Raw genomic sequence first — 24,982 nt, 5'->3', positions numbered from 1 at the left:
ACGCCGGTCAGACCTGCCGCGTCGGCAGCGCGATGATCTGCCGCAGGTTGACCCGGCGCGGCCGGCTCGTCGCGTAGGCCACCAGGTCGGCCAGCTCCTCCGCGGACAGGGCGCCCACCTCGTCGAGCATGCCCTCGACCTGCCGGGACAGGTCCGCGTCCGAGATGTGGGTGCGCAGCTCGCTCTCCACGAACCCGGGCTCGATGTTGGTGACCCGGACGTCCCGGGGCCCGAACTCCCCGCGCAGGGCTTCCGACAGGTAGGTGACGGCGGCCTTGGTCGCGCCGTAGACCGCGTAGTTCGGGAAGCTGAGGTGCGCGGCGATGGACGAGATGTTCACGATGTCGGCCGTACGGCCGTCGGCGGCGGCGCTCACCAGGTCGTCGGTGAAGGCGCCGATCATCCGCAGCACCCCGGAGACGTTGGTGTCGAGCATCCGCTGCCACTCGTCGGCGCGCCGGGCGTCGACGGGGTGGGGCAGCATGACGCCGGCGCAGTTCACGACCAGGTCGACGGTCCCGTACTCCGCGTGGATGCCCGCCGCGGCGTCCGCGACGGACGTCTCGTCGGTGACGTCCGCGGCGACGGCCAGGGCCTGCCCGCCGTCGGCCCGGATCTTCGCCGCGATCTCGGTCAGCCGTTCCGCACGCCGGGCGACCAGCGCGACCCGGGCGCCCCGGGCGGCCAGCAGCACGGCGACGGCCTCGCCGATCCCGCTCGCGGCTCCGGTGACGACGGCGGTACGGCCGGCCAGGTTGTCGTACGACATGGGGTTTCCCTTCGGTGCCGGCCGGGGCGTCTCCCCGGCCTCGGACACCACCCTCGGCCGCCTCGGCCGCCCTACCCAGGGCTGCGCTCTTCCTGGGTCCGGCAGTACCAGGTTCGGCGGGCCCGGGCGGCCTAGGCTCGGACCCATGGACGGAGAACTGGGAGACTTCCTGCGCTCGCGCCGCGCCCGGATCCAGCCGGAGGAGGTGGGGCTGCCGTCGTACGGCCGCCGCCGCGTCCCGGGTCTGCGCCGCGAGGAGGTGGCGCAGCTGGCCGGGGTGAGCGTCGACTACTACGTCCGCCTCGAACAGGGCAGGGGGCCCGGGGCTCCCTCCCGGACCAGGTCCGGGGGTGTCTCGGACGCCGTGCTGGACGCGATCGCCCGGGTGCTGCGGCTGGACGAGGCCGAGCACGAGTATCTGCGGGCGGTGGCCCGGCCGCGCCGGCAGGACGGGCACGGGCAGGCCGCGCCCCGGGTGCGTCCGGGTGTCCAGCTGCTCCTGGACGGTATGGACCGCAATCCCGCCTATGTCCTGGACCACCGCATGGACGTCCTGGCCTGGAACCCCCTCGCCGACGCCGTGCTCGGCTTCAGCGGCGCGGGCGACCTCAGCCTGCCGCGCCGGCTCTTCCTCGACCCCGACTCGCGCGAGCTCTACCCGGACTGGGCCGAGGTCACCGCCCAGACGGTCGCACACCTGCGCCTGCAGGCGGGCCACCATCCCGGCGACCCCGCCACGGGGGAGCTCGTCGCCGAACTCGCCCGGGCCAGCGAGGAGTTCCGCCGGCTGTGGGTGGACCACCTGGTCAAGCCCTGCGACCACGGCGTGAAGCTCCTGCGGCACCCGGTCGCGGGCCTGCTGACCCTCCCCTACGAGACCCTCACCATCCCGGCGGCGCCGGACCAGACGATCGTGGTGTACGCGCCCGAACCCGGGTCCGAGACGGCGGAGCGGCTCCAGTTGCTGGGCAGCTGGAGGGCGTAGACGGTCTCCTGGGCACAGAAGGCTTCCTGGGCGCTGAGAGAGGTGCGCGGGGACCGCCGCACCCCCGTGAACGGGGGGCGGGACGACGGCGGTCCCCGCGAAGGACGCGGGCCCGGTCAGGGCCGGGCGTGCGCGTCCATGGCGTCCGTGGAGGTCCGGGAGCCGCTCCGGAGGTCCTGTGACGCCGTTCGGCGCCGGTTCGGGCGGGGAGCCGCTCCCGCCCTTGCCGACATCCACCAATGTGCAGGACGCGTGTTAAGCGGGTGCTGCGTGAACGTGACACCCGCGTACCGGTTCCGCGAAGTCCGCGAAGATCACGGACGCCGCAAGTTCACCCGGTGCACGGGTAGTTCACCGGGTGTTGGCCGTCACTTCCCCGCGCGGGCGAGGAAGGACAGCAGGTCCTGGCGGCTGACCACACCGGTCGGCTTGCCCTCGACGAGGACGATCGCCGCGTCCGCCTTGCCCAGCACGGCCATCAGGTCGGCGACCGGCTCGCCGGAACCGACCTGGGGCAGCGGGCCGGACATGTGCTTCTCCAACGGGTCCTCGAGCGAGGCGCTCTTGCTGAACAGCGCGTCCAGCAGCTCGCGTTCCACGACCGAGCCGACGACCTCGGCCGCCATCACGTCGGGGTGGCCGGCGCCCGGCTTGACGACCGGCATCTGCGAGACGCCGTACTCGCGCAGCACGTCGATGGCCTGACCGACCGTCTCCTCCGGGTGCATGTGGACGAGTGAGGGCATGCGGTCGCCCTCCTTGTCGTTCAGGACGTCGGCGACGCGGGCGCTCGGGCCCGTGTCCTCCAGGAAGCCGTAGTCGGCCATCCACTCGTCGTTGAAGATCTTGCTGAGGTAGCCGCGGCCGCTGTCCGGCAGCAGGACGACCACGACGTCGTCCGGTCCGAGCCGCTCGGCGACCTCCAGCGCGGCCACGACGGCCATGCCGCAGGAGCCGCCGACGAGCAGGCCCTCCTCCTTGGCGAGGCGGCGGGTCATCTGGAAGGAGTCCTTGTCGGACACGGCGACGATCTCGTCCGCGACGGTCCGGTCGTAGGCGGTCGGCCAGAAGTCCTCGCCGACGCCCTCGACGAGGTAGGGCCGGCCGGAGCCGCCGGAGTAGACGGAGCCCTCGGGGTCCGCGCCGACGACCTTCACCGAGCCGCCGCTGATCTCCTTCAGATAGCGGCCGGTTCCGGAGATGGTGCCGCCGGTGCCCACGCCCGCCACGAAGTGGGTGAGCTTCCCCTCCGTCTGCTCCCACAGCTCGGGGCCGGTCGAGTGGTAGTGGGAGAGCGGGTTGTTGGGGTTGGAGTACTGGTCGGGCTTCCAGGCCCCCGGCGTCTCACGGACCAGCCGGTCGGAGACGTTGTAGTACGAGTCCGGGTGCTCGGGGTCCACGGCGGTCGGGCACACCACGACCTCGGCGCCGTACGCGCGCAGCACGTTGATCTTGTCGGTGCTCACCTTGTCGGGGCACACGAAGATGCACTTGTACCCCTTCTGCTGCGCCACGATGGCGAGCCCGACGCCGGTGTTGCCGCTGGTCGGCTCGACGATCGTGCCGCCGGGCTTGAGAGCGCCGCTCTCCTCCGCCGCCTCGATCATGCGCAGGGCGATGCGGTCCTTCACGGAACCGCCGGGGTTGAAGTACTCCACCTTGGCCAGGACGGTCGCCCTGATGCCCTTGGTCACGCTGTTGAGCTTCACCAGCGGGGTGTTGCCGACGAGGCTGATCATCGAGTCGTGGAACTGCACCGTTGTCTCCGGATGCCGCAGAAGTGGTCTGAGTGGTGCCGCCAGCCTATGACCTTGTCGTGGTCCGTGACGGTCGTTCACTCCCTGTTGAGATTGGGCGACGGGCTGTACGGGGCAAGCACTGGGTGTACGGGTTCGAGGAGGTGGCAGCGACGCATGACGAGCATGTCGAGGGCGAGGGTGGCCCGGCGGATCGCCGCCGGCGCGGCGTACGGCGGCGGCGGGGTCGGTCTGGCCGGGGCGGCGGCGGTCGGGCTGGTGCTGGCCGAGGTGCAGCTGGCGCGGCGCCGGGTGGGCAACGGCACGTCTCCTCATGTGCCGCACGCGGACGGGCTGTACGGCCGTACGTACGCCGGTCCGGCCGAGGCACCGCTGAGGCTGACGATGCTGGGCGACTCCACGGCCGCGGGCCAGGGCGTGCACCGGGGCGGGCAGACACCGGGAGCGCTGCTGGCGTCGGGGCTCGCGGCGCTGGCCGAGCGGCCGGTGGAGCTGCGCACGGTGGCGACTCCCGGGGCCCGTTCGGACGACCTGGACCGCCAGGTGGCCCTGGTGCTGGCCGATCCCGACCCGATGCCCGACATCTGCGTGATCATGGTCGGGGCGAACGACGTCACCCACCGCATGCCCCCGACCCGCTCGGTCCGCCATCTCGCCTCGGCGGTCCGGCGGCTGCGCACGGCCGGCGCGGAGGTGGTGGTCGGCACCTGCCCCGACCTCGGCACGATCGAGCCGGTGCGGCAGCCCTTGCGCTGGCTGGCCCGGCGGGCCTCCCGCCAGCTGGCGGCCGCGCAGACGATCGGAGTCGTCGAACAGGGCGGCCGCACCGTGTCCCTGGGCGACCTGCTGGGCCCCGAGTTCGCCGAGAACCCGCGCGAGCTGTTCGGCCCGGACAGCTACCACCCCTCCGCCGAGGGCTACGCGACGGCGGCGATGGCGGTCCTGCCGACCGTCTGCGCCTCCCTGGGCCTGTGGCCCGCCGAGGAGGAGCGCCCGGACGCCTCCCGCCGCGAGGGCTTCCTGCCGGTGGCGCGGGCGGCCGCGGAGGCCGCCTCGGAGGCGGGCACGGAGGTCGCGGCGGCGATGCCGAGCGGACCGCGCGGACCGTGGGCCCTGCTGAAGCGCCGACGGCGCCGGCGGGTCCCCGAGCAGGAACCGGCCCCCGCGAGCCCTTCGAACTGAGGAGCGGAAGCGGCGGACCTGGGAACAGGGAGGAGGAGCGGCAAAGCAAGCGCTTGGAAACTGCGGTCAGGGTCACACCGTGACACCCGTGACCCAGGCCATACGTACGGGTAACTTCCCAGTCAGCCCTGCCAGACCACCCGGTACGTCAATGGAGCCGTGATGCCCGAAGCCGTGATCGTCTCAGCCGCCCGCTCCCCCATCGGCCGCGCCTTCAAGGGCTCCCTGAAGGACGTGCGGCCGGACGACCTGACCGCCACGATCATCCAGGCCGCACTGGCCAAGGTCCCCGAGCTGGACCCGAGGGACATCGACGACCTGATGCTCGGCTGCGGCCTGCCCGGCGGTGAGCAGGGCCACAACCTCGGCCGCGTCGTCGCCGTGCAGATGGGCATGGACCACCTGCCGGGCTGCACCGTCACCCGCTACTGCTCCTCCTCCCTGCAGACCTCCCGGATGGCCCTGCACGCCATCAAGGCCGGTGAGGGCGACGTCTTCATCTCGGCCGGCGTCGAGACGGTCTCCCGTTACGCCAAGGGCAACTCCGACAGCCTTCCGGACACGCACAACCCGCTGTTCGCCGATGCCGAGGCCCGCACCGCCGCGGTCGCCGCGTCCGAGGGCTCGACCTGGCACGACCCGCGCGAGGACGGCCTGCTGCCCGACCCGTACATCGCGATGGGCCAGACCGCCGAGAACCTGGCCCGCACCAAGGGCGTCACCCGCCAGGACATGGACGAGTTCGGCGTCCGCTCGCAGAACCTCGCCGAGGAAGCCATCAAGAACGGCTTCTGGGAGCGCGAGATCACCCCGGTCACCCTCCCCGACGGCACGGTCGTCTCCAAGGACGACGGCCCCCGCGCCGGCGTCACCCTGGAGGGCGTGCAGGGCCTCAAGCCGGTCTTCCGCCCCGACGGCATGGTCACGGCCGCCAACTGCTGTCCGCTGAACGACGGCGCCGCGGCCCTCGTGATCATGTCCGACACCAAGGCCCGCGAGCTCGGCCTCACCCCGCTCGCCCGCATCGTGTCGACCGGGGTCTCCGGCCTCTCTCCCGAGATCATGGGCCTCGGCCCGGTCGAGGCGAGCAACCAGGCGCTGAAGCGCGCCGGGCTGGGCATCGGCGACATCGACCTGGTCGAGATCAACGAGGCGTTCGCCGCCCAGGTGATCCCCTCCTACCGCGACCTGGGCATCCCGCTGGAGAAGCTGAACGTCAACGGCGGCGCGATCGCCGTCGGTCACCCCTTCGGCATGACCGGCGCCCGCATCACGACCACGCTGATCAACTCCCTCCAGTTCCACGACAAGCAGTTCGGCCTGGAGACGATGTGCGTCGGCGGCGGCCAGGGCATGGCCATGGTCATCGAGCGCCTCAGCTGAGCGGCGCACCGTAACCGCCATAGCACCCGCAGTGAGCCTTCAGCCCAGAACCCTGGAAACTCCAGGGTTCTGGGCTGTTTTGTGATCCAATCTCCCCCAGGATGTGACCTATCTCCCTCCGCCAGGGGAGAACCGCAGGTCACGACAGGCACACCCCCTCCCCCGACATCGAAGCCCTGTCCGTTTCGTGACGTTACGCACTGACAGCTGGTTAGTCCGCCCTTCAAGCTGATGTAGGAAGTCGGGGGTCGACTTTGAACCGGGAGTACGTCAGTGAGCGCCATGCCGATCGCGTTGCTGGTCACCACGGCCGCCACGGGAGCCGTGGGCGTCGCCGTCCTGCGCACCGTCCTGCAGCTGCGCCGACAGGTCGCGGCCCTGCACACCGCGCTGGCCGAGAGCCGCGCCGCCACCACCCGTGCGCTGCTGCCCGCCGCTCGCACCACTGCCGACACCGATGAGATACGTGCCGCCGTGGCGGCGGCGCTGGCCGAGGAGCGGGAGCGGGAGCTTGCCGAGGCGCGGGCGTTCTGGGCCGCCCAGGAGGCCCGTGACGCCTCCGACGCGCCCTCCCTGCTGGGCCTGCCCGAGGTCGATCTGTTCCTGCCCCGTCAGGCCGATTTCGCGGGTCTGGAGCCGGTGTCCGAGCCCGGCGCCGACACCGAGGAACCCGCCGCCGAGTCCCCGGAGCTGGCCGCGGCCCGCCGCCGCCACCCCTCGCACCCGGACTTCGTGCCGACGCAGTCGCCGGTCGTGAACGACCACGAGCGCACCGTCGCCACTCTGGAGGAGCTGGCTTCCTCCCGCGTCGAGCTGACGGACGTCCGCCCCGGCCCGCTGGGCACCCTGGACGTCTACGTCTTCGCCGACGGCACGACCCTGTGCATGACCCCGGGTCACCGCGAGACGGCGGAGCACCTCTCCGCGGCCCTGCGCGCCGGCCGGACCCCGGTCCTGCTGGGCGGCTCCGGCATCTCGGGCGCCTACACCCTCACGTTCGAATGCGGCGAGGAGAACGTCTACATCCTGGCGGACCGGGTCATCGCGTCCCTGTAGGGAAGCGCCCCCGAAGGGGTGCGGGGCTGCATCAATGTGCGGCTCCGCCGCGCGGGCACGATCAGCCACTGACCACCCGCGGCACGGCGCTACACCCCCGCCCGCTTCTGCGCCTCCTCCACCAACGTCACGGCTTCGTCGACGTCGGCTTCGTCGGGGACCACGACCGCCAGATCGTTCCCGGCCACGGTGATCTGATCTGCCGCTGCAAACATCCCCGCATCCGGCATCTCCCGGGGCTCCACGCCCTCGAGGACTTGCGCCCTGCGGGCCAACTCCCGGGCCAGCCCGAGAGCCTCGGCGGCAGCGCCCCGCTGCAACCGGCTCTGGGGCGCGGCCCTCAATCGATCGGCGAAGTGCTCCACCGCACGGGTCAGAGGCGTCGTATCAACCACGCCGCGAGCGTACGCGTCCCAGCGGGACTGTTGCCAACGGGCGAACACTCAGGCACGGTGACCTGAAGGACCGGCTTACATCCCAGCGTCCGGAGGCGCCGATGTCCCAAGTCTTCTCCGAAGAGACCCACCGCAACATGCTCGCCCGCATCCCCCACTGCACCGGTCGTGAGATCTCCGACTGGTTGCGCACCGTCGAAGATGGCCCGGCGCTCTTCCGCTTCGAGGAAAAGGTCAGCTGGCTCCGGCACGAACACAACCTCGCGTACGGCCACGCCAAGGCGATCATCCACGAGTACGACCTGAGGAGGGCCGCGCGCAAACTGCTCTAGGCGCGCACACCGCACCGTCCTCCCGACGACGAAGGGCCCCGGCCGAAGCCGGGGCCCTTCGCGCTACGACTGCCTGAACTAGTCGCTGCTGTTGAGGATCGAGATGAGCCTCAGGAACTCCATGTAGATCCACACCAGCGTCAGCGTGAGGCCGAAGGCCGCGAGCCAGGCCTCCTCGCGCGGGGCGCCGTAGGCGATGCCGTCCTCGACCTGCTTGAAGTCCAGGGCGAGGAAGCAGGCACCGAGGATGATGCCGATGACGCCGAAGACGATGCCGAGGGGACCGCTGCGGAAGCCGAGGCCGTCACCGCCGCCGAACACCGCGAACAGCAGGTTCACGGTCATCAGCAGGATGAAGCCGAGCGCGGCCGCCATCACGAAGCCGTAGAAGCGTCGGTTGACGCGGATCCAGCCGGCCTTGTAGGCGATCAGCACACCGGTGAAGACCGCCATCGTGCCGATCACGGCCTGCATGGCCGCACCGTCGGCGATGCGGTTGTCGACGATGTTGGAGACGACGCCGAGGAACACGCCCTCGAACGCGGCGTACGTCAGGATCAGCGCGGGCGAGGCCTTGCGCTTGAAGGACTGCACGAACGCCAGGACCATGCCGATCAGCGCGGCGCCGATACCGATGCCGTAGCTACGGCTGATGTTGGCGTCGTCGATCGGCAGCAGGGCCCACGAGAGCGCCGCGGTGAGGATGAGCACACCGAGCGTGCTCGCCGTGCGCAGGACGACGTCGTCGATGGTCATCCGGCCGGTGGTGGCCGGTGCCTGCGGCGGCGCGCCGTACTGCAGGTCCTGCTGGGCGTAAGGGTTCTGCGCGTACGGGTTCTGCGCGTACTGGTCGCCCGTCGGCTGCGCGTACGGGTTGCCCTGGGTGGCGACAGCGGGACCCCCGGCCTGCGGCGCGGTGTTGAAGCCCGCGTAGCCGTTGTCGCGGCTGAACCCCCGTCGCGAGAAGACCGGGTTTCTGCTCCTCATTTCACTCCTCCATGGCCACCAGGCGTGGCCTTGGCTCAAGAGTAATAGGTAGGCAAAGGAATGACCCTACTGCTTGGGGAGGATCTTTCCCTCGTCGTGCTGCGCAACACGCTACGCGGCTTGGTGATTCCCCTCACCGGAGGGGGTCACCCCCGGCTCCGCCGAACGGGAAGCCCGTGTAGGCCTCCGCCAGGTCCGTCTCGGCCGCGCGGGACGAGGCGATCCGCTCCAGCCGGGCGAGCTGGAGACGGTCCTCGAAGGCCGTCGCGGCGGGTGCGCGGTGCAGAAGGGCCGTCATGTCGTAGGAGAACCGCTCGGCCTGCCAGACGCGGCGCAGGCACGTCGCGGAGTAGGCGTCGAGCAGCTCCGGGGAGCCGGTCTCCTGCTGGTGCGTCAGGGCCCGAGCGAAGGTCACGACGTCGCCGACTGCGAGGTTCAGGCCCTTGGCCCCGGTCGGGGGGACGATGTGTGCCGCGTCACCGGCGAGGAAGAGGCGGCCGTGGCGCATGGGCTCGTGGACGTAGGAGCGCATGGGCGTGACCGACTTCTGGGTGATCGGGCCGCGCTCCAGGCGCCAGTCGTCGTCGGTCTCGAACCGGCGCTCCAGCTCGTCCCAGATCTCCTCGTCGCTCCACGTCCCGGCATCGGTGCCGTCGGGCACCTGGAGGTAGAGGCGGGAGACGAAGGATTCGATGGGGAGTGAAGCGACTTCCTTGGAAGGGTGGTGGCGGGTGACGGGCGGGCGCATGGAGAGCAGGGCGAAGCCGCGGTCGTGGCGGGCGTAGACGAGCTCGTCGTGCGAGGGCGGCACGTCGGCGAGGATGCCGAGCCAGCCGAAGGGGTACGTCCGTTCGAAGACTTGGGCGAGTCCGGCCGGGATCGCCTTGCGGGCCACGCCCCAGAAGCCGTCGCAGCCGACGACGTAGGCGCACTCCAGGACGTCCTCGCGGCCCTCGTGCCGGAAGCGGATCCGCGGGGCGTCGGTGCCGGCGTCCTCCACGGCCAGCGCCTCCGCCTCGAAGAGCAGGGGGCCGCCGTCCCGGAGCTGGAGGGCGATGAGGTCCTTGCACACCTCGGTCTGGGCGTAGACCGTCACGGACCGTCCGCCGGTGAGGGCGGGGAAGTCCACGCGGTGGCGCCTGCGGTCGAAGCGCAGCTCGATGCCGTCGTGGCGCAGCCCCTCGCGGTCCATGCGCTCCCCGGCGCCGGCCGCGCGCAGCACGTCCGCCGTGCCCTGCTCCAGAATCCCGGCGCGCTGCCGCCGTTCGACGTAGGAGCGGTCGCGGCTCTCCAGGACGACCGCGTCGATGCCCGCGTTGTGGAGCAGCCGGGCGAGGAGGAGGCCGGCGGGGCCCGCTCCGATGATGCCGACGGTGGTGCGCATCGGACGACCTCTTCTCATCCCGTTCGTCAGGTGAAATTTCTTTCACCATATGCCTGTGAGTCTCCGACGGCATGCGGCCGCTGTCAACGGGCGCGCCGTGAACTCTTCAATGGACCACGCAGGGATCGGAAGGTGCCCGGAGCCGGACTCGAACCGGCACGCCCGCGAAGGGGCAGCGAGGTTTAAGCTCGCCGTGTCTGCATTCCACCATCCGGGCAGGCCGTGGGCTCCGCATCGAGGTTCCGAGACTATCCGGACAGGTCCCCCGAACAGCGGAAGCGTGGACCGATGTTGTCTTATTTTATTGACGTCTGAGGGTGCATCAGCACACGGAACACGCCATCCGCACTTGCCAATAGCCTTCCCTGCGCCGGTCGGCCGCGCATACGGAATGACGGAATTTCACCGCCCGAACGAGGGCACTCCACCTGTTCTCGACACCCGGACGCATCGGTTCCCGACACGGGGGCCCCTCAGGGGTGTTCGTCATCCCCAGGTATGACACCGCTCCGCGCGGTCAGACCCGAGTCGGCCTTCGGAACCAGAACTACGGGTGACTACACGGCGCCGTGGGACCCGGACGATGGAACACGTCCTTCCCCCTGCACAGCCGTCCGACAGGAGAGCCATCCCGTGACCACCGCTTCCCTCACCGACCGGGCCACCACCGCGGCCGCGCGCGCCACGGATCTCTCGAAGATCTACGGGCAGGGTGAGACCCAGGTGGTCGCCCTGGACCGCGTCTCCGTCGACTTCCGGCAGGCCGAGTTCACCGCGATCATGGGCCCCTCCGGCTCCGGCAAGTCCACCCTGATGCACTGCGTGGCCGGCCTCGACTCCTTCTCCTCCGGGTCGGTGCGCATCGGTGACACCGAGCTCGGCTCCCTGAAGGACAAGCAGCTGACCAAGCTGCGCCGGGACAAGATCGGCTTCATCTTCCAGGCGTTCAACCTGCTGCCCACGCTGACCGCCCTGGAGAACATCACCCTTCCGATGGACATCGCGGGTCGAAAGCCGGACAAGCAGTGGCTGGACTCCGTCATCCGGATGGTCGGCCTGGCGGACCGGCTCGGCCACCGGCCGTCCCAGCTCTCCGGCGGTCAGCAGCAACGCGTCGCCGTGGCCCGGGCGCTGGCCTCCCGGCCCGAGATCATCTTCGGGGACGAGCCCACCGGAAACCTCGACTCTCGCTCCGGCGCCGAGGTGCTGGGCTTCCTGCGCAACTCCGTGCGGGAGCTGGGCCAGACGGTGGTGATGGTGACGCACGACCCGGTGGCCGCGGCCTACGCGGACCGGGTGATCTTCCTGGCGGACGGCCGGATCGTCGACGAGATGTACGGGCCGACGGCCGACTCCGTGCTCGACCGCATGAAGGCGTTCGACGCCAAGGGCCGTACGAGCTGACGCCCCCTCACCGACGCCCCGGCCCTCACCTACTGGACTGAGAAAACCCATGTTCCGTACCGCCTTGCGCAACGTGCTCGCGCACAAGGCCCGGCTCCTGATGACCGTACTCGCCGTGATGCTCGGCGTGGCCTTCGTGTCGGGGACCCTGGTCTTCACCAACACCATCTCCGACGCCTACCAGAAGAGCTCCGCCAAGGGCTTCGACCAGGTCGACGTCGCCATGACCGCGGACTACCAGGACGCCGAGGGCGACAAGGTCGGAAAGCTCCACGAGCTGACCCGGGCCACCCTCGACACGAGCGAGCGGGTGCCCGGAGCCGCGTCCGCGATAGGCGTGGTGCAGAACTTCACCGCCATCGCCGGCAAGGACGGCAAGCTGATCGGCGAGGGCTTCCAGTCGCAGGGCGGCAACTACTGGGGCACCGAGGACCCCCGTTACCCGCTCGTCAGCGGGCACGCCCCCAAGGGCGAGAACGAGATCCTCATCGACTCCGCGACGGCGAAGCGTGCCGGCTACGAGGTCGGCGACACCGTGCGGATGTCCGTCGACGGGCCGGTCCTGACGCCGAAGATCACCGGCATCTTCACCACCGACGACGGCAACGTCGCGGCCGGCGGCAGCCTCACCCTGTTCGACACGGCGACCGCCCAGAAGCTGCTGGGCAAGCCGGGCGTGTACGACGAGATCGACGTCAAGGCGAAGCCGGGCGTCTCTCAGGCCGCGCTGAAGGCGGAGCTGGACAAGGCACTGCCCAAGGGCACCGTCTCCACCACCACCGGCAAGCAGCTCGCCGACGACCAGGCGGAGATGATCTCCCGGTCGATGAGCGGCATGCAGACGGCCCTGCTGGTCTTCGCCGGCATCGCCCTGTTCGTCGGCACGTTCATCATCGCCAACACCTTCACCATGCTGGTCGCCCAGCGCACCAAGGAGCTGGCGCTGATGCGTGCGGTCGGCGCCTCGCGCCGGCAGGTGACGCGCTCGGTGCTCATCGAGGCGTTCGTGGTCGGCCTGGTCGCCGCCGTGACCGGTCTGGTGGCGGGCATCGGCATCGGGGCAGGACTGCGCTCCCTGATGGGCACGTTCGACGCGACCGTGCCCGACGGTCCGCTGGTCATCACGCCCGGCACGATCGGCGCCGCGCTCGCGGTCGGCGTTCTGGTCACCATGCTGGCGGCGTGGCTGCCCGGCCGCCGTGCCGCGAAGATCCCGCCGGTGGCGGCCATGAGCAGCGTGCACGCCAAGGCCACGACCAAGTCGCTGGTGCTGCGCAACACGCTGGGCGCCCTGGTCTCGGCCGCGGGCATCGCGGTGGTCCTCGTCGCCACGACCATGGACGGCTCGGACGGCCAGATGCCGATGGGCTTCGGCGCGGTGCTGCTGATCATCGGCGTGTTCATCCTGACCCCGCTGCTGTCCTGCCCGCTGATCGCCGCCGCCGCGCCGCTGCTGCGCACCTTCGGCATCTCCGGCAAGCTGGCCCGGCAGAACTCGGTGCGCAACCCGCGCCGTACGGCCGCCACCGCCTCCGCGCTGATGATCGGCCTGACCCTGATCACCGGCATGACGGTGATGGCGGGCAGTCTCCAGCAGGCGATCGAGAAGATGGCGTCGGCGTCGATCAAGGCCGACTACGTGGTGTCCATGGCGAACGGCAACCCGCTGTCGCCGGACGTCGAGAAGAAGCTGAAGCAGGCCGACGACGTCACCGCCACCAGCCCGATGCTCAACGCCGAGACCAGGATCGGCGGCCAGAGCGAGTACGTGACCGGCGTGAACGGCGCGGCGATCCGCGACCTGGTCGGCCCGGAGGTCGACAAGGGCACCTTCAAGGTCGGCGGCAGCGACGTGGTCGTGGACAGCGAGACGGCCAAGTCCTACGGCTGGAAGGCCGGTTCCACCTTCGACGTCTCCTTCGAGGACGGCAAGAAGCAGAAGCTCACGGTCGCCGGGACCTACGAGAGCAACGACTTCCTGGGCGGCATCCTGCTCGACGAGAAGACCCTCGCCCCGCACGAGTCGGACCCGTACAACATGAAGGTCATGGTGAAGACCTCCGACGGCACGTCCGGCGCGGTGCAGGACAAGCTGGAGAAGGCCCTCGGCACCAACCCGGCCGTCAAGGTCCAGTCCAAGGACGACATCTCCAACGAGATCGCGCAGATGTTCACGCTGATGCTGAACATGGTCTACGGCCTGCTCGCGATGGCGGTGATCGTGGCGGTCCTCGGTGTCATCAACACCCTGGCCATGTCCGTCTTCGAGCGCTCGCAGGAGATCGGCATGCTCCGCGCGATCGGCCTGGACCGCAAGGGCATCAAGCGGATGGTCCGCATCGAGTCCCTGGTGATCTCCCTGTTCGGCGCGGTGCTGGGCATCGGCCTGGGCGTGTTCTTCGGCTGGGCGGCCGGTGAGCTGCTGGCCTCGAAGATGGCGACCTACGAGCTGGTCCTGCCGTGGGCGCGGATGGGTGTCTTCCTGCTGCTGGCCGCGACGGTGGGCGTCCTCGCGGCGCTGTGGCCGGCACGGCGGGCGGCGCGGCTGAACATGCTGGAGGCCATCAAGGCGGAGTAGCGGAACGCGCGAAGGGCCCCTTTCCCACGGGTGAGAGGGGCCCTTCGCCGTGGTCAGTTCCAGGTGCGGGCGCGCAGCGGAAGGTCTGACGTCCCGGACTCGGGAGTGCGCACGGCGAGGACCTGGTTGACGCCGATGCGGTTGCGTTCGAAGGCCAGGGCGGAGGCAGCCATGTAGAGGCGCCAGACGCGAGCGCGGCCCGGGCCGGCCAGCCGGACGGCGCGCTGCCAGTCGGCCTCCAGGCGCTCGACCCAGCGGCGCAGCGTGAGGGCGTAGTGCTCGCGGATCGCCTCGACGTCGCGCACCTCGAACCCGGTGCGCTCCAGCTGGGCCACGGTGGCGCCGATCGGCTGGAGCTCGCCGTCGGGGAAGACGTAGGAGTCGATGAAGGCGTCGACGCTGTACGCCGTCTCGTCCCCCTGCGGGCGGCGGGCGATCTGGTGGTTCAGGAGCCGCCCGCCGGGCTTGAGCAGGTCGTACAGGTCGGCGGCGTACTCCAGGTACCGGTCGGCGCCGACGTGTTCGGCCATGCCGATGGAGGAGATCGCGTCGTAGGGCCCGTCGCGGACGTCGCGGTAGTCCTGGACGCGGATCTCGACCTTGTCGGTGAGGCCCTCGTCGGCGACGCGCTTGCGGGCGTAGGCGGCCTGCTCCTGGGAGAGCGTGACGCCGACGACGCGCACGCCGTGCTCGCGGGCCGCGTGGATGGCCATCGAGCCCCAGCCGCAGCCGACGTCGAGCACCCGCAGGCCGGGTCTCAGGCCGAGCTTGCGGCAGACGAGTTCGAGCTTGTCCCGCTGGGCCTGTTCGAGGGTGCTGTCCGGCGTGGGCCAGTAGGCGCAGGAGTACACCATGGACGGGCCGAGGACGATCTCGTAGAAGTCGTTGCCGACGTCGTAGTGGTGGCTGATGGCGCGTCGGTCGGTGCGCTTGGTGTGCAGGTGGCGGCGGGGGCTGCGGGCCTCCTCGGGGGGCGGGGCGGGCGGCAGCGGGGGTCCGGCGAGTTTGACCAGTCCGCGGACGGCGGCGCGGACCTCGGGGTCGCGCAGGGCCTGGGCGAGGGTGCGGGCGTCCTCGCCGCGCTCCCAGATGAGACCGGCCAGCAGATCGAGGGTCGCGTAGAGGTCGCCCTCGATGTCGAGGTCGCCCGCCACCCACGCGCGGGCCAGGCCCAGTTCGCCCGGCTTCCACAGCAGGCGGCGCAACGCGCGGCGGTTGCGTACGACCAGGGTCGGCGCGCCCGGCGGGCCGGACTGCGAACCGTCCCAGGCGCGGATGCGCACCGGGAGCGGTGCTCCCAGCAACTGTGTGAAGAGGCCCTGCAGCCGCGGCGCGGCGTCTGCCATGGTGTACACCTCCGTGACGGGGAATCCCGGAATGTCCGACACCACGTAAACACCTGCGGGGCTCCGGCGCAGTCCCCGGCACGCGTCATGACTGGGCAAAACCGCCGCTTCGGCCGCCCGGACGGCGCTCCCTGACGGGTCGGCGGACCTGGACGCGCCGGAGGACCTGAACGCGCCGCCGAACCTGAACGCGCCGGGGGGCCTGCACGGGCCGACGAACCTGACGCGCCGACGGACCTGAACGGGCCGACGGACCTGAACGCGCCGAAGGGCCCGGGCACGCCGAAGGGCCTCCCGCACCACGGATGGCGGGAGGCCCTTCGTCAGGCAGATGACCGACCGGAGGTCAGGAGGCCTTGGCCTTCTCCTCGGTCTTCTCCTTCGGCGCGGCGGCGACCGGGGCCGGCTTGGCGGCCTCGTAGAACTCCTCGCGCGGGGTCTCCATCGCGCCGAGGGAGACGACCTCGCGCTTGAGGAACATCGCCAGGGTCCAGTCGGCGAAGACGCGGATCTTGCGGTTCCAGGTCGGCATCGCCAGACCGTGGTAGCCACGGTGCATGTACCAGGCGAGACGGCCCTTGAGCTTGATCTTCATCTTGCCCATGACGATCATCGCGACGCCCTTGTGGAGGCCGAGACCGGCCACCGCGCCCTTGTTGGCGTGCGCGTAGTCCTTCTGCGGGAAGCCCCGCATGCCGGACACCACGTTGTCGCCGAGGACCCGGGCCTGGCGCAGCGCGTGCTGGGCGTTCGGCGGGCACCAGGCGTTCTCGTTGCCGGCCTTGCGGCCGACGAGGTCCGGGACCTGGGCGTTGTCGCCGGCGGCCCAGATGTAGTCGGTGCCCTTGACCTGGAGCGTCGGCTCGCAGTCGACGTGACCGCGGGGGCCCAGCGGCAGGCCGTAGCGGGACAGGGCCGGGTTGGGCTTGACGCCTGCGGTCCAGACGATGGTGCTGGAGTCGACCTCGAGGCCGTTCTTCAGCACCACGTGGCCGTCGACGCAGGAGTCCATGGAGGTGGACAGGTAGACCTCGACGCCGCGGCCCTCGAGGTGCTCCTTGCCGTACTTGCCGAGCTTGGGGCCGACCTCGGGGAGGATCTTGTCGGCGGCGTCGACCAGGATGAAGCGCATGTCCTCACGGGACACGTTCTTGTAGTACTTCGAGGCGTCCCGGGCCATGTCCTCGACCTCGCCGATGGTCTCCGCACCGGCGAAACCGCCGCCCACGAAGACGAAGGTGAGCGCCTTGCGGCGGATCTCCTCGTCGGTGGTGGAGTCGGCCTTGTCGAGCTGCTCGAGGACGTGGTTGCGCAGGCCGATGGCCTCCTCGACGCCCTTCATGCCGATGCCCTGCTCCGCGAGACCGGGGATCGGGAAGGTGCGGGAGACCGCGCCGAGCGCGATCACCAGGTAGTCGAAGGGCAGCTCGTAGGCCTCGCCGACCAGCGGGGAGACCGTGGCGACCTTGCGGTCCTGGTCGATGGTGGTGACCCGGCCGGTGAGAACCTCCGCCTTGGGCAGCACGCGTCGCAGCGGGACGACGACATGGCGCGGGGAGATGTTGCCGGCGGCGGCTTCGGGGAGGAAGGGCTGGTAGGTCATGTACGACCGGGGGTCGACGACCGTGACGGTCGCCTCGCCGTAGCGCATCTTCTTCTGGATGCGCCGAGCTGCGTACAGGCCTACGTACCCACCGCCTACTACGAGGATCCTGGGACGCTCCGTGGTGCTCATGCCATCGAGTATCCACCCGTCTCAGGGGGGTGGCTCGTGCGCCCCTTCACAAGCTCGGGTGGGGTGTGTGCTATCCTCCGCGGCCCGCGTGATCCACGTCATGGTGACAACCGGGCTCCTTTGTGCACCCCGGAGCGTTGTCAATGCCGCGTGAGCTGCCTCTCTGTGTCTGAGGAGCCTCCGTGAGGCACTCCCCGAACGCCACTCCGAGCAGCCTCCCGACCCCCTCCATACCATGCTTCTGAACATGTTCAAAGGACTGTTCAGCCCCCGGACGGGTCAATGGGGCCCCTCTCGTCGCCCGGGAGGGCCGAATTCCTTGTGAAGAACTTCACGAACTTTTCCGACGGACTGTCGCCCGGGAGTCCCTCCGGACCCCCGGGACGCGCTCATTCGTGATCCATGCCTGCTCAGAAGCGGGCTACGCGACCGACCACGCGATGCCGTCGAGGATGTCGTGCTCGCTCACGACGACCTCCTGCGCGCCGATCCGCTCCATGATCGACAGGAGCACGAGGGCACCCGCCCCGATCACGTCGACCCGGCCCGGGTGCATGGAGGGCACGGCCGCGCGCTCGGCGTGGGTGGAGCGCAGCAGCCACTCGGTGATCTCCCGGACCTTCTCGTGGGAGACGCGGGAGTGGTGGATGGCCTCGGAGTCGTACTCGGGCAGCTCCTGCGCGATCGCCGACACGGTCGTCACGGAGCCGGCGAGGCCGACCAGCGTGCGCGCCTCGCGCAGCGGAACCGTCTGCTCGGCGAGGTCGAGCGCGGCCTCGATGTCGGCCCGCATCGCCGCGATCTGCTCCTCGGAGGGCGGGTCGCTCACCACCCCGTCCCGGACCAGGTGCCGCTCGGTCATGCGGACGCAACCGACGTCCACCGAGCGGGCCGCCCGGACCCGGTCGTCACCCACGACGAACTCGGTCGAGCCGCCGCCGATGTCCACGACCAGGTAGGGCTTCGGGAGGTGGTCGCCCCCGGCGAGTTCCTTGGTGGCGCCGGTGAAGGAGAACGCGGCCTCCTGGTCCCCGGAGATCACCTCGGGCTCGACGCCCAGGATGTCCAGCACGCCGCGCACGAACTCGTCCCGGTTCTCGGCGTCCCGGGAGGCGGACGTCGCCACGAACCGCAGCCGCTCCGCCCCGTGCTCCTTGATGATCGCGGCGTACTCGCGGCACGCCGCGAAGGTCCGCTGGAGCGCCTCGGGGGCGAGCCGGCCGGTGCGGTCGACACCCTGTCCGAGCCGCACGATCGTCATCCGGCGGTCCAGGTCGACGAGCTCGCCGGAGGCGCCATTGGACACAGTGGCGTCGGCGACCAGGAGCCGGATGGAGTTCGTACCGCAGTCCACGGCGGCGACACGGGTCACTGGGCGTCCTCCCCGGCGGTCGTCACACAGGCGCCCTTGCGCCACCACTCAGGCAGCATCGCCAGCGCCTCGTCGCCCAGCGGGTTCACGCCCGGCCCCGCGGCCAGCGAGTGGGCCACCAGGACGTGCAGGCACTTCACCCGGTCCGGCATGCCGCCCGCGCTCGGGAAGTTCTTCAGCTCCTCGATCTCGTCGCGCCGCCGGATGTAGTCCTCGTGCGCGGCCCGGTAGGCCGCCGCGAGCTCCGGGTCCGAGGCCAGCCGCTCGGTCATCTCTTTCATCACGCCGTTGGCCTCCAGCGTGCCGATGGCCGAGTTCGCCTTCGGGCACGTCAGGTAGTACAGCGTGGGGAACGGCGTGCCGTCCGGCAGCCGCGGGGCCGTCTCGACGACGTCGGGCTGTCCGCACGGGCAGCGGTGCGCGATCGCGCGCAGACCGCGCGGAGGCCGACCGAGCTGCTGCTTGAAGGCCTCGACGTCGGCGTCGGTGGGCTCGGTGCGCGGGGTGGTCGGCGGGGGCGTTTCCATGACTGTCTTCAGGCTGTCTTTCTCTGGGTTCAGGTCACTGAGCGGGACGCGGGTCACCGGCCGGCGGCGTCGGCCTTGTCGACCCCGTCCCACACGTTCGAGTACCAGGGGCGGTCGGCCGCCCCGAGGTCGGTGCGCGACTGCTTCGCCGCGTGCGGGTCGACGACGATGAAGCCCGTCTCCCCCGGCATGACGTAGTGCAACCGCTGCCGGATCTGCTGCTCGGCGTACGCGTCGTCCTGCCAGCGCGCCTTCAGGTCGCGCAGCCGTTCGACGCGCTCGCGGGCCTGCTGCTGTTCGCGCTGGAGGTCGTCGATCTCGGCGCGCTGCGAGACGTACTCCCGCATCGGGTAGGCCAGGGCCACGATCAGCGAGCACAGCACCAGGGCGAGCAGGGCGGCCCGGCCGGTCAGCCGCGAGCGGCGGGCCTGGCGCTTGGTCTGGGAACGGTAGACCCGGGCCGCGGTCTGCTCACCGAGCAGCCGGATCCTGGTCGCGGTGGAGAACCGGTCCCGGTCCTTCACGGCCATCTGTCCGCCTCCCGCTCCACCGTCATACGCGCGTACGTCCCCGGACACGGTACGGGACCGAGTACGGGGACGTACGTACGACTGGCTAAGGCTTAACCCGCTGAGGTTCAGCCCTTGAAGCGCGGGAAGGCGCTGCGGCCGGCGTAGACCGCGGCGTCGTCGAGGATCTCCTCGATGCGCAGCAGCTGGTTGTACTTGGCGACGCGCTCGGAGCGGGCCGGGGCGCCGGTCTTGATCTGGCCGCAGTTGGTGGCGACGGCCAGGTCGGCGATGGTGACGTCCTCGGTCTCGCCGGAGCGGTGCGACATCATGCACTTGAAGCCGTTGCGCTGGGCCAGCTCGACGGCGTCCAGCGTCTCGGTGAGCGAGCCGATCTGGTTGACCTTGACCAGGAGCGCGTTGGCCGCGCCCTCCTCGATGCCGCGGGCGAGGCGCTCGGGGTTGGTGACGAACAGGTCGTCGCCGACGAGCTGGACCTTGTCACCGAGCTTGGCGGTGATGGTCTTCCAGCCCTCCCAGTCGTCCTCGAACAGCGGGTCCTCGATGGAGACGAGCGGGTACGCGTCGACGAGCTCCGCGTAGTACTCGGTCATCTCGGCCGCCGAGCGCTGCTTGCCCTCGAAGGTGTAGACGCCGTCCTTGTAGAACTCGGAGGCGGCGACGTCGAGCGCCAGGGCGATCTGCTCGCCGGGGGTGTAGCCGGCTTCCTTGACGGCCTCGAGGATGAGGTCGAGGGCCTCACGGTTGGAGCCGAGGTTCGGGGCGAAGCCGCCCTCGTCGCCGAGGCCGGTGGCCAGGCCCTTGCTCTTCAGGACCTTCTTCAGCGTGTGGTAGACCTCGGCACCCCAGCGCAGGGCCTCGGAGAAGGACTCCGCGCCGATCGGGGCGATCATGAACTCCTGGATGTCCACGTTGGAGTCGGCGTGCGAGCCGCCGTTCAGGATGTTCATCATCGGCACCGGCAGCAGGTGCGCGTTGGGGCCGCCCAGGTAGCGGAACAGCGGCAGGTCGCTGGCCTCGGAGGCGGCGTGGGCGACGGCGAGCGAGACGCCGAGGATGGCGTTGGCGCCGAGGGAGCCCTTGTTGTCGGTGGCGTCCAGGTCGAACATCGCCTGGTCGATCAGGCGCTGCTCGGTGGCGTCATAGCCGACCAGCTCCGGGCCGATCTGCTCGATGACCGCGAGGACGGCCTTCTCCACACCCTTGCCGAGGTAGCGGTTCGAGTCGCCGTCGCGGAGCTCGATGGCCTCGAAGGCGCCCGTGGAGGCGCCGGACGGGACGGCGGCACGACCGGTGCTGCCGTCGTCGAGGCCGACCTCGACCTCGACCGTGGGGTTGCCTCGGGAGTCCAGGATTTCCCGGGCTACGACGACGTCGATGGACGGCACGAGCATCTCCTTCTTATGTGACGCGGTGACGCGGGTCGCGGGGACCCGGCGAGGTGCGGGCCCGGTGGCTCGCGACATGAGCCTAACCGGCTCGGGGCGATCGGCCACCGGGTCGCCCACCCCATGGACAGAACCGAGAGTAAATTGTTTCCGAACGGAACAAAGCCGGTTGCCGAAAAAACCCCGCCCCGGTGCGTACGGGGGATGACGCACCGGGGCGGGGAGCCTGTGGACCCTGGGCGGGTCCGGGCGGGCCGGGACCCTGGCGGGTCCGGCGGGCCGCTGCTTACTTCAGGTGCAGCTGCTGGCCCGGGTAGATGAGGTTGGCATCGGTGACGATGTCCTTGTTCAGCTTGAAGAGCTTCTCCCAGCCGCCCTTGACCTTCTTGTCCTCGGCGATCGAGCTGAGGGTGTCACCCTTGACGACCTTGTACTCGCCGTCACCCTTCTTGACCTTCTTGCCGGTCGGGGTGGTGACGGTCTTCTTGGCCGCGGGGCGCTCGTCGGAGCGGGAGGCCGGCTGCTGCTCGGTCTGGCGGGTCTCGGTGCTCTGCTGGCTCTGCGAGGAGCTGCCGGAGTCGGAGTCGCTCGAGGAGCCGCCACCGGTGGAGGCACCCGACAGACCCTTGCCGCAGACCGGCCAGGCGCCCTTGCCCTGACCCGCGAGGACCTTCTCGCCGATCTCGATCTGCTGCTCCTTGGTGGCCTGGTCGGCGGTGGCGGCGTACTTGGTGCCGCCGTAGCCGGACCAGGTGGAGGCGGAGAACTGCAGACCGCCGTAGTAGCCGTTGCCGGTGTTGATGGACCAGTTGCCGCCGGCCTCGCACTGGGCGACGGCGTCCCACTCGGAGGCGGTGGCGGCGGAGGCGCTGCCGGACGCCATCAGCGGGGCGGCGACGGCGGCACCGGTGACACCGGCGATGGCGATGACCCGAGAGGCCTTGGACGGACGGCGGTGCGTGCCCTTGCCGGAAAACAGCATGGAGAGATCCCCTCACCGACGCCTGCGAGGTGAGCTGTCGGGTTCGGGCCGGTTGAGTTGCCCGGCCACGCCCCTCTCGGGACGCGGCTTCACCCCAAGCCCTTCCGGCACAACCGTCCGGTCGGGCACCTACCTTGGGTCCCCCGCTCCTGCCTACGGCGCTTGACGCGACGACTGTTCCCGTACGGCCGCTGGCAGGATTCGGCGTTGCGGCAGCCGGGGCTCGTGGTGACGAGCGGTCACGACCGTAGACACGCGATCCACGGAATTTCAAAGACGATCAGGGCTTCTGAGATCTATCTCTCACGGGCCTTAAACGGGACATTCAGCGCGAATCATGACGCGAACTCGGGCGGTTTGGGGGCGACTTCCGCCCCCGTTTCCGCACTGCCCGAACGGCTACTCTTCGTCCCCTTCGCCCTCCACCGCGAGCTTCTGACCGGGGTGGATGAGGTTCGGGTCGGTACCGACGGCCTTCTCGTTGCCGACGTAGAGCGCGTGCCATCCGCCGCTGACGTCAAGGGAGTCGGCGATGGACCAGAGGCTGTCGCCGACTCCCACGATGTAGTCGCCTTGGACGGACTCGCCAGAGCCCTCTCCAGAGCCCTCGTCGTCACGCGAGGCGTGACGGCCCGTGGACTCGTCCGCACGGCCACTGTCGGACGGGAGGGATTCGTCGGCACTGGGGCCGCGGTGACGGCCGGAGCCGGTGTCGGTCAGCGCCGAGGACTCGTCACCCTCCCGCGACTTGCCGGACTCGCCGCTCTCGGGGGTGGCCGACGGGGAGCTGTCGGACCCCTTGTCCCGCGACGTGGAGCCGGTGGATTCAGGCGACTTGTCCGACTTGGCCTTTTCATCCTCGGTGTCCGACGGCGTGTCGGACGACGACGGGGACGAGGAAGGGCTCGCGGAGGGCGACGACCCGAGCGAGTCGAGCAGGCCGGGCGAGTCCGTCGGAGCGGACGAGTCGGATGAACCGGACGCACCGGAGTCCGAGCCCTTGCCCTGCTCGAGCCCGGAGAGCAGTCCGCAGGTGCGCCACGCGCCGACCCCCTGGTCGGCGAGGATTCTCTCGGCCACGGCTATCTGCTGGGAGCGACTGGCCAGGTCGGCGCTCGCGGCGTAGTCGAGGCCGCCGTGGTTCTCCCAGTCCTCCTGGGACAACTGCAGGCCGCCGTAGTAGCCGTTGCCGCTGTTCTGGCTCCACGCGCCGCCGGTCTCGCAGTCCGCGACCCGGTCCCAGGTCGTGCCGTCGGCCGCACTGGCACCGGAGGCCCCGAGGAGCGGGATCGCGATGGCGGAGCCGGTCACTCCGGCCGCCACGAGGAGAGCCGGAGCCTGGCGGGGGCGACGGTGCCGACCGTTCCCGGAGAGCATACGGAGACCTTTCGCGAGACAGCAGTGACCGACGCGGCGTGATTCCCCGCCGCGTTGATGGGTGAACGTATCGGCAGTCGATCACTTGTCACAAGTTCATGCCGCGCAGATCACGTGAAGATCACAGGTCTGATGTTTCGTCACCTTCAGCCGGTGCTACCGGTGCGAACTCCACCGGCAGCGTGCGCAGCCCCCGCATGATGAGGCCGCCGCGCCACCGCAGCTCGGCCGGATCCGCGGCGAGCCGGAGGTCCGGGAGGCGGGTGAGCAGGGTGGCGAGAGCGGTCTGGCCCTCCAGACGGGCGAGCGGGGCGCCGAGGCAGTAGTGGATGCCGTGGCCGTAGCCGAGGTGCTGGTTGTCGCGGCGGGAGAGGTCCAGCACGTCGGGATCGGCGAACCGCTCCGGGTCCCGGTCCGCGGCGGCCAGGACCACGAGGACGGGGTCGCCGGCCTCGATGCGCTGCCCGCCGAGGGTGAGGGACTGCGTGGCGAAACGCCAGGTGGCGAGCTCGACCGGGCCGTCGTAGCGGAGGAGTTCCTCGACGCCGGTCTCCAGGAGGCCGGTCTCCCCGGCGGCGAGGGACGCCTGGAGCCGTGTGCGCTGCCCGGGGTGGGTGAGCAGGGCGTAGGTGCCGTTGCCGATCAGGTTCACGGTCGTCTCGAAACCGGCGAACAGCAGGATGAAGGCCATGGCCGCCGCCTCGTTCTCGGTGAGGTGCTCACCGTGGTCGGACGCGCGGATGAGACCGGAGATGAGGTCCTCGCCGGGGGCGGCTTCGGCGGGCAGCGCCTCCCGCTTGCGGTGGATGAGGTCGGCGAGGTAGCCGCGCATCTTCTTCACGGACCGCGCGACGCCGCCCCTGGGACCGCCCTGGTGACGGATCATCATGCCCGCCCAGTCGCGGAAGTCGTCCTGGTCCTCGCCCGGGACGCCGAGCAGGTCGCAGATGGCGTAGATGGGCAGCGGGAACGCGAACTCGTGGATCAGATCGGCGGACCCCTTCCCCGCGAACCCGTCGATGAGGGTGTCGGTGAGCTCCTGCACCCGCGGCGCGAACTCGGCGACCCGGCGGGGCGTGAACGCCTTGGACACGAGCCGCCGCAGCCGGGTGTGGTCCGGCGGGTCGATGTTGAGCAGATGCGTCATCAGCTCGGCCTTGCGCTCCCCGGGGATCCCGGTCTTGCCCTTGGCGTGCGCCGGTTCGTCGTGATGCGCGGGGTTCTTGGAGAGCCGGTGGTCCGCGAGCGTCTGCTTGGCGTCGGCGTACCGCGTGACCAGCCAGGCCTCCACACCGCTGGGGAGCCGCGTCTTGTGGACGGGGCTGTGCTCGCGGAGCCAGGCGTAGGCGGGATAGGGGTCGCTCGCGAACTCCCAGGTGAAGAGGTCGGGAGCGGTCACGGGTGTGCGGGGCTGGGGCTGGTCGGTCACGCCTCGACGGTATCCGGCTTCCGGGAGCGCCCCTGCCTCGGTCGCGGCTGGGCTGGGCTTCCCCGGAGCTGTTCCGTCCTCCCG

21 protein-coding genes, 1 tRNA gene and 1 riboswitch are annotated in these 24,982 nt (G+C 70.4%); of the genes, 7 read left to right on the top strand and 15 right to left on the bottom strand.

The features are described from left to right. Positions 1–7 precede the first annotated feature (7 nt). Positions 8–769: an SDR family oxidoreductase gene (locus tag IE153_RS26490; protein ID WP_189592315.1), complete on the bottom strand. Its 762-nt coding sequence runs from the start codon at positions 767–769 to the stop codon at positions 8–10. Positions 770–914: 145 nt separating this feature from the next. Between IE153_RS26490 and IE153_RS26485 the strand changes: the two genes are divergently transcribed. Next, positions 915–1,754, top strand: coding sequence for a helix-turn-helix transcriptional regulator (locus IE153_RS26485; protein ID WP_189592314.1), 840 nt, complete (start codon positions 915–917; stop codon positions 1,752–1,754). A gap of 368 nt (positions 1,755–2,122) precedes the next feature. Here the strand turns inward: IE153_RS26485 and IE153_RS26480 are convergent, their stop codons facing one another. Then, positions 2,123–3,511 (bottom strand): cystathionine beta-synthase, encoded by a 1,389-nt coding sequence (locus IE153_RS26480; protein WP_189592313.1) that lies wholly within the window; start codon positions 3,509–3,511, stop codon positions 2,123–2,125. 156 nt (positions 3,512–3,667) lie between these two features. On the opposite strand from IE153_RS26480, the gene IE153_RS26475 reads away from it, so the two are divergent. From IE153_RS26475 to IE153_RS26465, 3 genes are all read left to right on the top strand, one after another. Further along, the gene (locus tag IE153_RS26475) at positions 3,668–4,693 is read left to right on the top strand and encodes an SGNH/GDSL hydrolase family protein (protein WP_189592312.1); all 1,026 of its coding nucleotides are present in this window, start codon (positions 3,668–3,670) and stop codon (positions 4,691–4,693) included. 162 nt (positions 4,694–4,855) lie between these two features. Further along, complete coding sequence (locus IE153_RS26470; protein WP_189592311.1) at positions 4,856–6,076, top strand: acetyl-CoA C-acetyltransferase; 1,221 nt, start codon at positions 4,856–4,858, stop codon at positions 6,074–6,076. Between the two features lie 273 nt (positions 6,077–6,349). Beyond that, complete coding sequence (locus tag IE153_RS26465; protein ID WP_189592310.1) at positions 6,350–7,132, top strand: hypothetical protein; 783 nt, start codon at positions 6,350–6,352, stop codon at positions 7,130–7,132. 89 nt (positions 7,133–7,221) lie between these two features. On the opposite strand, the gene IE153_RS26460 is transcribed toward IE153_RS26465, so the two are convergent. Next, complete coding sequence (locus tag IE153_RS26460) at positions 7,222–7,527, bottom strand: hypothetical protein (protein ID WP_179878872.1); 306 nt, start codon at positions 7,525–7,527, stop codon at positions 7,222–7,224. Between the two features lie 101 nt (positions 7,528–7,628). Here IE153_RS26460 and IE153_RS26455 point away from each other — a divergent pair, with 101 nt between their 5' ends. Continuing rightward, a complete protein-coding gene (locus IE153_RS26455) occupies positions 7,629–7,859 on the top strand; it encodes a DUF4287 domain-containing protein (protein ID WP_031102797.1) in 231 nt (76 codons plus the stop codon). 78 nt (positions 7,860–7,937) lie between these two features. On the opposite strand, the gene IE153_RS26450 is transcribed toward IE153_RS26455, so the two are convergent. The 3 genes from IE153_RS26450 to IE153_RS26440 form a co-directional block, all read right to left on the bottom strand. Beyond that, on the bottom strand, positions 7,938–8,846 hold the full coding sequence (locus IE153_RS26450; RefSeq protein WP_031102798.1) for a Bax inhibitor-1/YccA family protein: 909 nt from the start codon (positions 8,844–8,846) through the stop codon (positions 7,938–7,940). Positions 8,847–8,979: 133 nt separating this feature from the next. Then, positions 8,980–10,230: a 4-hydroxybenzoate 3-monooxygenase gene (locus IE153_RS26445; RefSeq protein WP_189592309.1), complete on the bottom strand. Its 1,251-nt coding sequence runs from the start codon at positions 10,228–10,230 to the stop codon at positions 8,980–8,982. Between the two features lie 133 nt (positions 10,231–10,363). Then, positions 10,364–10,447 (bottom strand) — tRNA-Leu (locus IE153_RS26440). 416 nt (positions 10,448–10,863) lie between these two features. On the opposite strand from IE153_RS26440, the gene IE153_RS26435 reads away from it, so the two are divergent. Together IE153_RS26435 and IE153_RS26430 are read left to right on the top strand one after the other, a co-directional pair. Beyond that, positions 10,864–11,634, top strand: a complete 771-nt coding sequence (locus IE153_RS26435; protein WP_185007770.1) for an ABC transporter ATP-binding protein — start codon at positions 10,864–10,866, stop codon at positions 11,632–11,634. Positions 11,635–11,683: 49 nt separating this feature from the next. After that, positions 11,684–14,212 (top strand): ABC transporter permease, encoded by a 2,529-nt coding sequence (locus IE153_RS26430; protein ID WP_189592308.1) that lies wholly within the window; start codon positions 11,684–11,686, stop codon positions 14,210–14,212. Positions 14,213–14,265: 53 nt separating this feature from the next. Here the strand turns inward: IE153_RS26430 and IE153_RS26425 are convergent, their stop codons facing one another. The 9 genes from IE153_RS26425 to IE153_RS26385 all read right to left on the bottom strand — a co-directional run bounded on the left by IE153_RS26425 (position 14,266) and on the right by IE153_RS26385 (position 24,898). Further along, the gene (locus tag IE153_RS26425; RefSeq protein WP_189592307.1) at positions 14,266–15,558 is read right to left on the bottom strand and encodes a class I SAM-dependent methyltransferase; all 1,293 of its coding nucleotides are present in this window, start codon (positions 15,556–15,558) and stop codon (positions 14,266–14,268) included. Positions 15,559–15,904: 346 nt separating this feature from the next. Continuing rightward, a complete protein-coding gene (locus tag IE153_RS26420) occupies positions 15,905–17,293 on the bottom strand; it encodes an NAD(P)/FAD-dependent oxidoreductase (RefSeq protein ID WP_189592306.1) in 1,389 nt (462 codons plus the stop codon). Positions 17,294–17,714: 421 nt separating this feature from the next. Beyond that, positions 17,715–18,665 carry a Ppx/GppA phosphatase family protein gene (locus IE153_RS26415; RefSeq protein WP_189592305.1) on the bottom strand — a complete coding sequence of 317 codons (951 nt, stop codon included), beginning with the start codon at positions 18,663–18,665 and terminating at the stop codon, positions 17,715–17,717. Next, a complete protein-coding gene (locus tag IE153_RS26410; RefSeq protein ID WP_189592304.1) occupies positions 18,662–19,192 on the bottom strand; it encodes a DUF501 domain-containing protein in 531 nt (176 codons plus the stop codon). Before IE153_RS26410 ends, IE153_RS26415 begins: the two co-directional genes overlap by 4 nt. A 53-nt stretch (positions 19,193–19,245) precedes the next feature. After that, positions 19,246–19,722 (bottom strand): FtsB family cell division protein, encoded by a 477-nt coding sequence (locus IE153_RS26405; protein ID WP_185007760.1) that lies wholly within the window; start codon positions 19,720–19,722, stop codon positions 19,246–19,248. 107 nt (positions 19,723–19,829) lie between these two features. Further along, positions 19,830–21,110, bottom strand: a complete 1,281-nt coding sequence (gene eno, locus IE153_RS26400) for a phosphopyruvate hydratase (protein WP_031102807.1) — start codon at positions 21,108–21,110, stop codon at positions 19,830–19,832. Positions 21,111–21,396: 286 nt separating this feature from the next. Beyond that, entirely contained in the window at positions 21,397–22,092 is a 696-nt protein-coding gene (locus IE153_RS26395; protein WP_189592303.1) for a LysM peptidoglycan-binding domain-containing protein, read from the bottom strand. A 4-nt stretch (positions 22,093–22,096) separates the two neighbouring features. Further along, a riboswitch (cyclic di-AMP (ydaO/yuaA leader) is annotated at positions 22,097–22,263 on the bottom strand. Between the two features lie 228 nt (positions 22,264–22,491). Further along, entirely contained in the window at positions 22,492–23,469 is a 978-nt protein-coding gene (locus IE153_RS26390; RefSeq protein ID WP_189592302.1) for a LysM peptidoglycan-binding domain-containing protein, read from the bottom strand. 121 nt (positions 23,470–23,590) lie between these two features. Beyond that, positions 23,591–24,898, bottom strand: coding sequence for a cytochrome P450 family protein (locus tag IE153_RS26385; protein ID WP_189592301.1), 1,308 nt, complete (start codon positions 24,896–24,898; stop codon positions 23,591–23,593). Between the last annotated feature and the right edge of the window lie 84 nt (positions 24,899–24,982).

The sequence above is a fragment of the Streptomyces massasporeus genome (genome assembly GCF_014648995.1).
Taxonomy (GTDB): domain Bacteria; phylum Actinomycetota; class Actinomycetes; order Streptomycetales; family Streptomycetaceae; genus Streptomyces; species Streptomyces massasporeus.
The sequence above is the reverse complement of the archived record's forward strand: the minus strand, read 5'-3'. Positions and strand labels throughout refer to the sequence as shown.

Bases quoted from the DNA above. Each gene is read 5' to 3' on its own strand.
- IE153_RS26445 (WP_189592309.1), bottom strand. From the start codon at position 10,230: ATGCGCACCACCGTCGGCATCATCGGAGCGGGCCCCGCCGGCCTCCTC.
- IE153_RS26470 (WP_189592311.1), top strand. From the start codon at position 4,856: ATGCCCGAAGCCGTGATCGTCTCAGCCGCCCGCTCCCCCATCGGCCGC.
- IE153_RS26490 (WP_189592315.1), bottom strand. From the start codon at position 769: ATGTCGTACGACAACCTGGCCGGCCGTACCGCCGTCGTCACCGGAGCC.
- IE153_RS26455 (WP_031102797.1), top strand. From the start codon at position 7,629: ATGTCCCAAGTCTTCTCCGAAGAGACCCACCGCAACATGCTCGCCCGC.
- IE153_RS26405 (WP_185007760.1), bottom strand. From the start codon at position 19,722: ATGGCCGTGAAGGACCGGGACCGGTTCTCCACCGCGACCAGGATCCGG.
- IE153_RS26420 (WP_189592306.1), bottom strand. From the start codon at position 17,293: ATGAGCACCACGGAGCGTCCCAGGATCCTCGTAGTAGGCGGTGGGTAC.
- IE153_RS26485 (WP_189592314.1), top strand. From the start codon at position 915: ATGGACGGAGAACTGGGAGACTTCCTGCGCTCGCGCCGCGCCCGGATC.
- IE153_RS26430 (WP_189592308.1), top strand. From the start codon at position 11,684: ATGTTCCGTACCGCCTTGCGCAACGTGCTCGCGCACAAGGCCCGGCTC.
- IE153_RS26395 (WP_189592303.1), bottom strand. From the start codon at position 22,092: ATGCTGTTTTCCGGCAAGGGCACGCACCGCCGTCCGTCCAAGGCCTCT.
- IE153_RS26450 (WP_031102798.1), bottom strand. From the start codon at position 8,846: ATGAGGAGCAGAAACCCGGTCTTCTCGCGACGGGGGTTCAGCCGCGAC.
- IE153_RS26390 (WP_189592302.1), bottom strand. From the start codon at position 23,469: ATGCTCTCCGGGAACGGTCGGCACCGTCGCCCCCGCCAGGCTCCGGCT.
- IE153_RS26425 (WP_189592307.1), bottom strand. From the start codon at position 15,558: ATGGCAGACGCCGCGCCGCGGCTGCAGGGCCTCTTCACACAGTTGCTG.
- IE153_RS26475 (WP_189592312.1), top strand. From the start codon at position 3,668: ATGACGAGCATGTCGAGGGCGAGGGTGGCCCGGCGGATCGCCGCCGGC.
- IE153_RS26410 (WP_189592304.1), bottom strand. From the start codon at position 19,192: ATGGAAACGCCCCCGCCGACCACCCCGCGCACCGAGCCCACCGACGCC.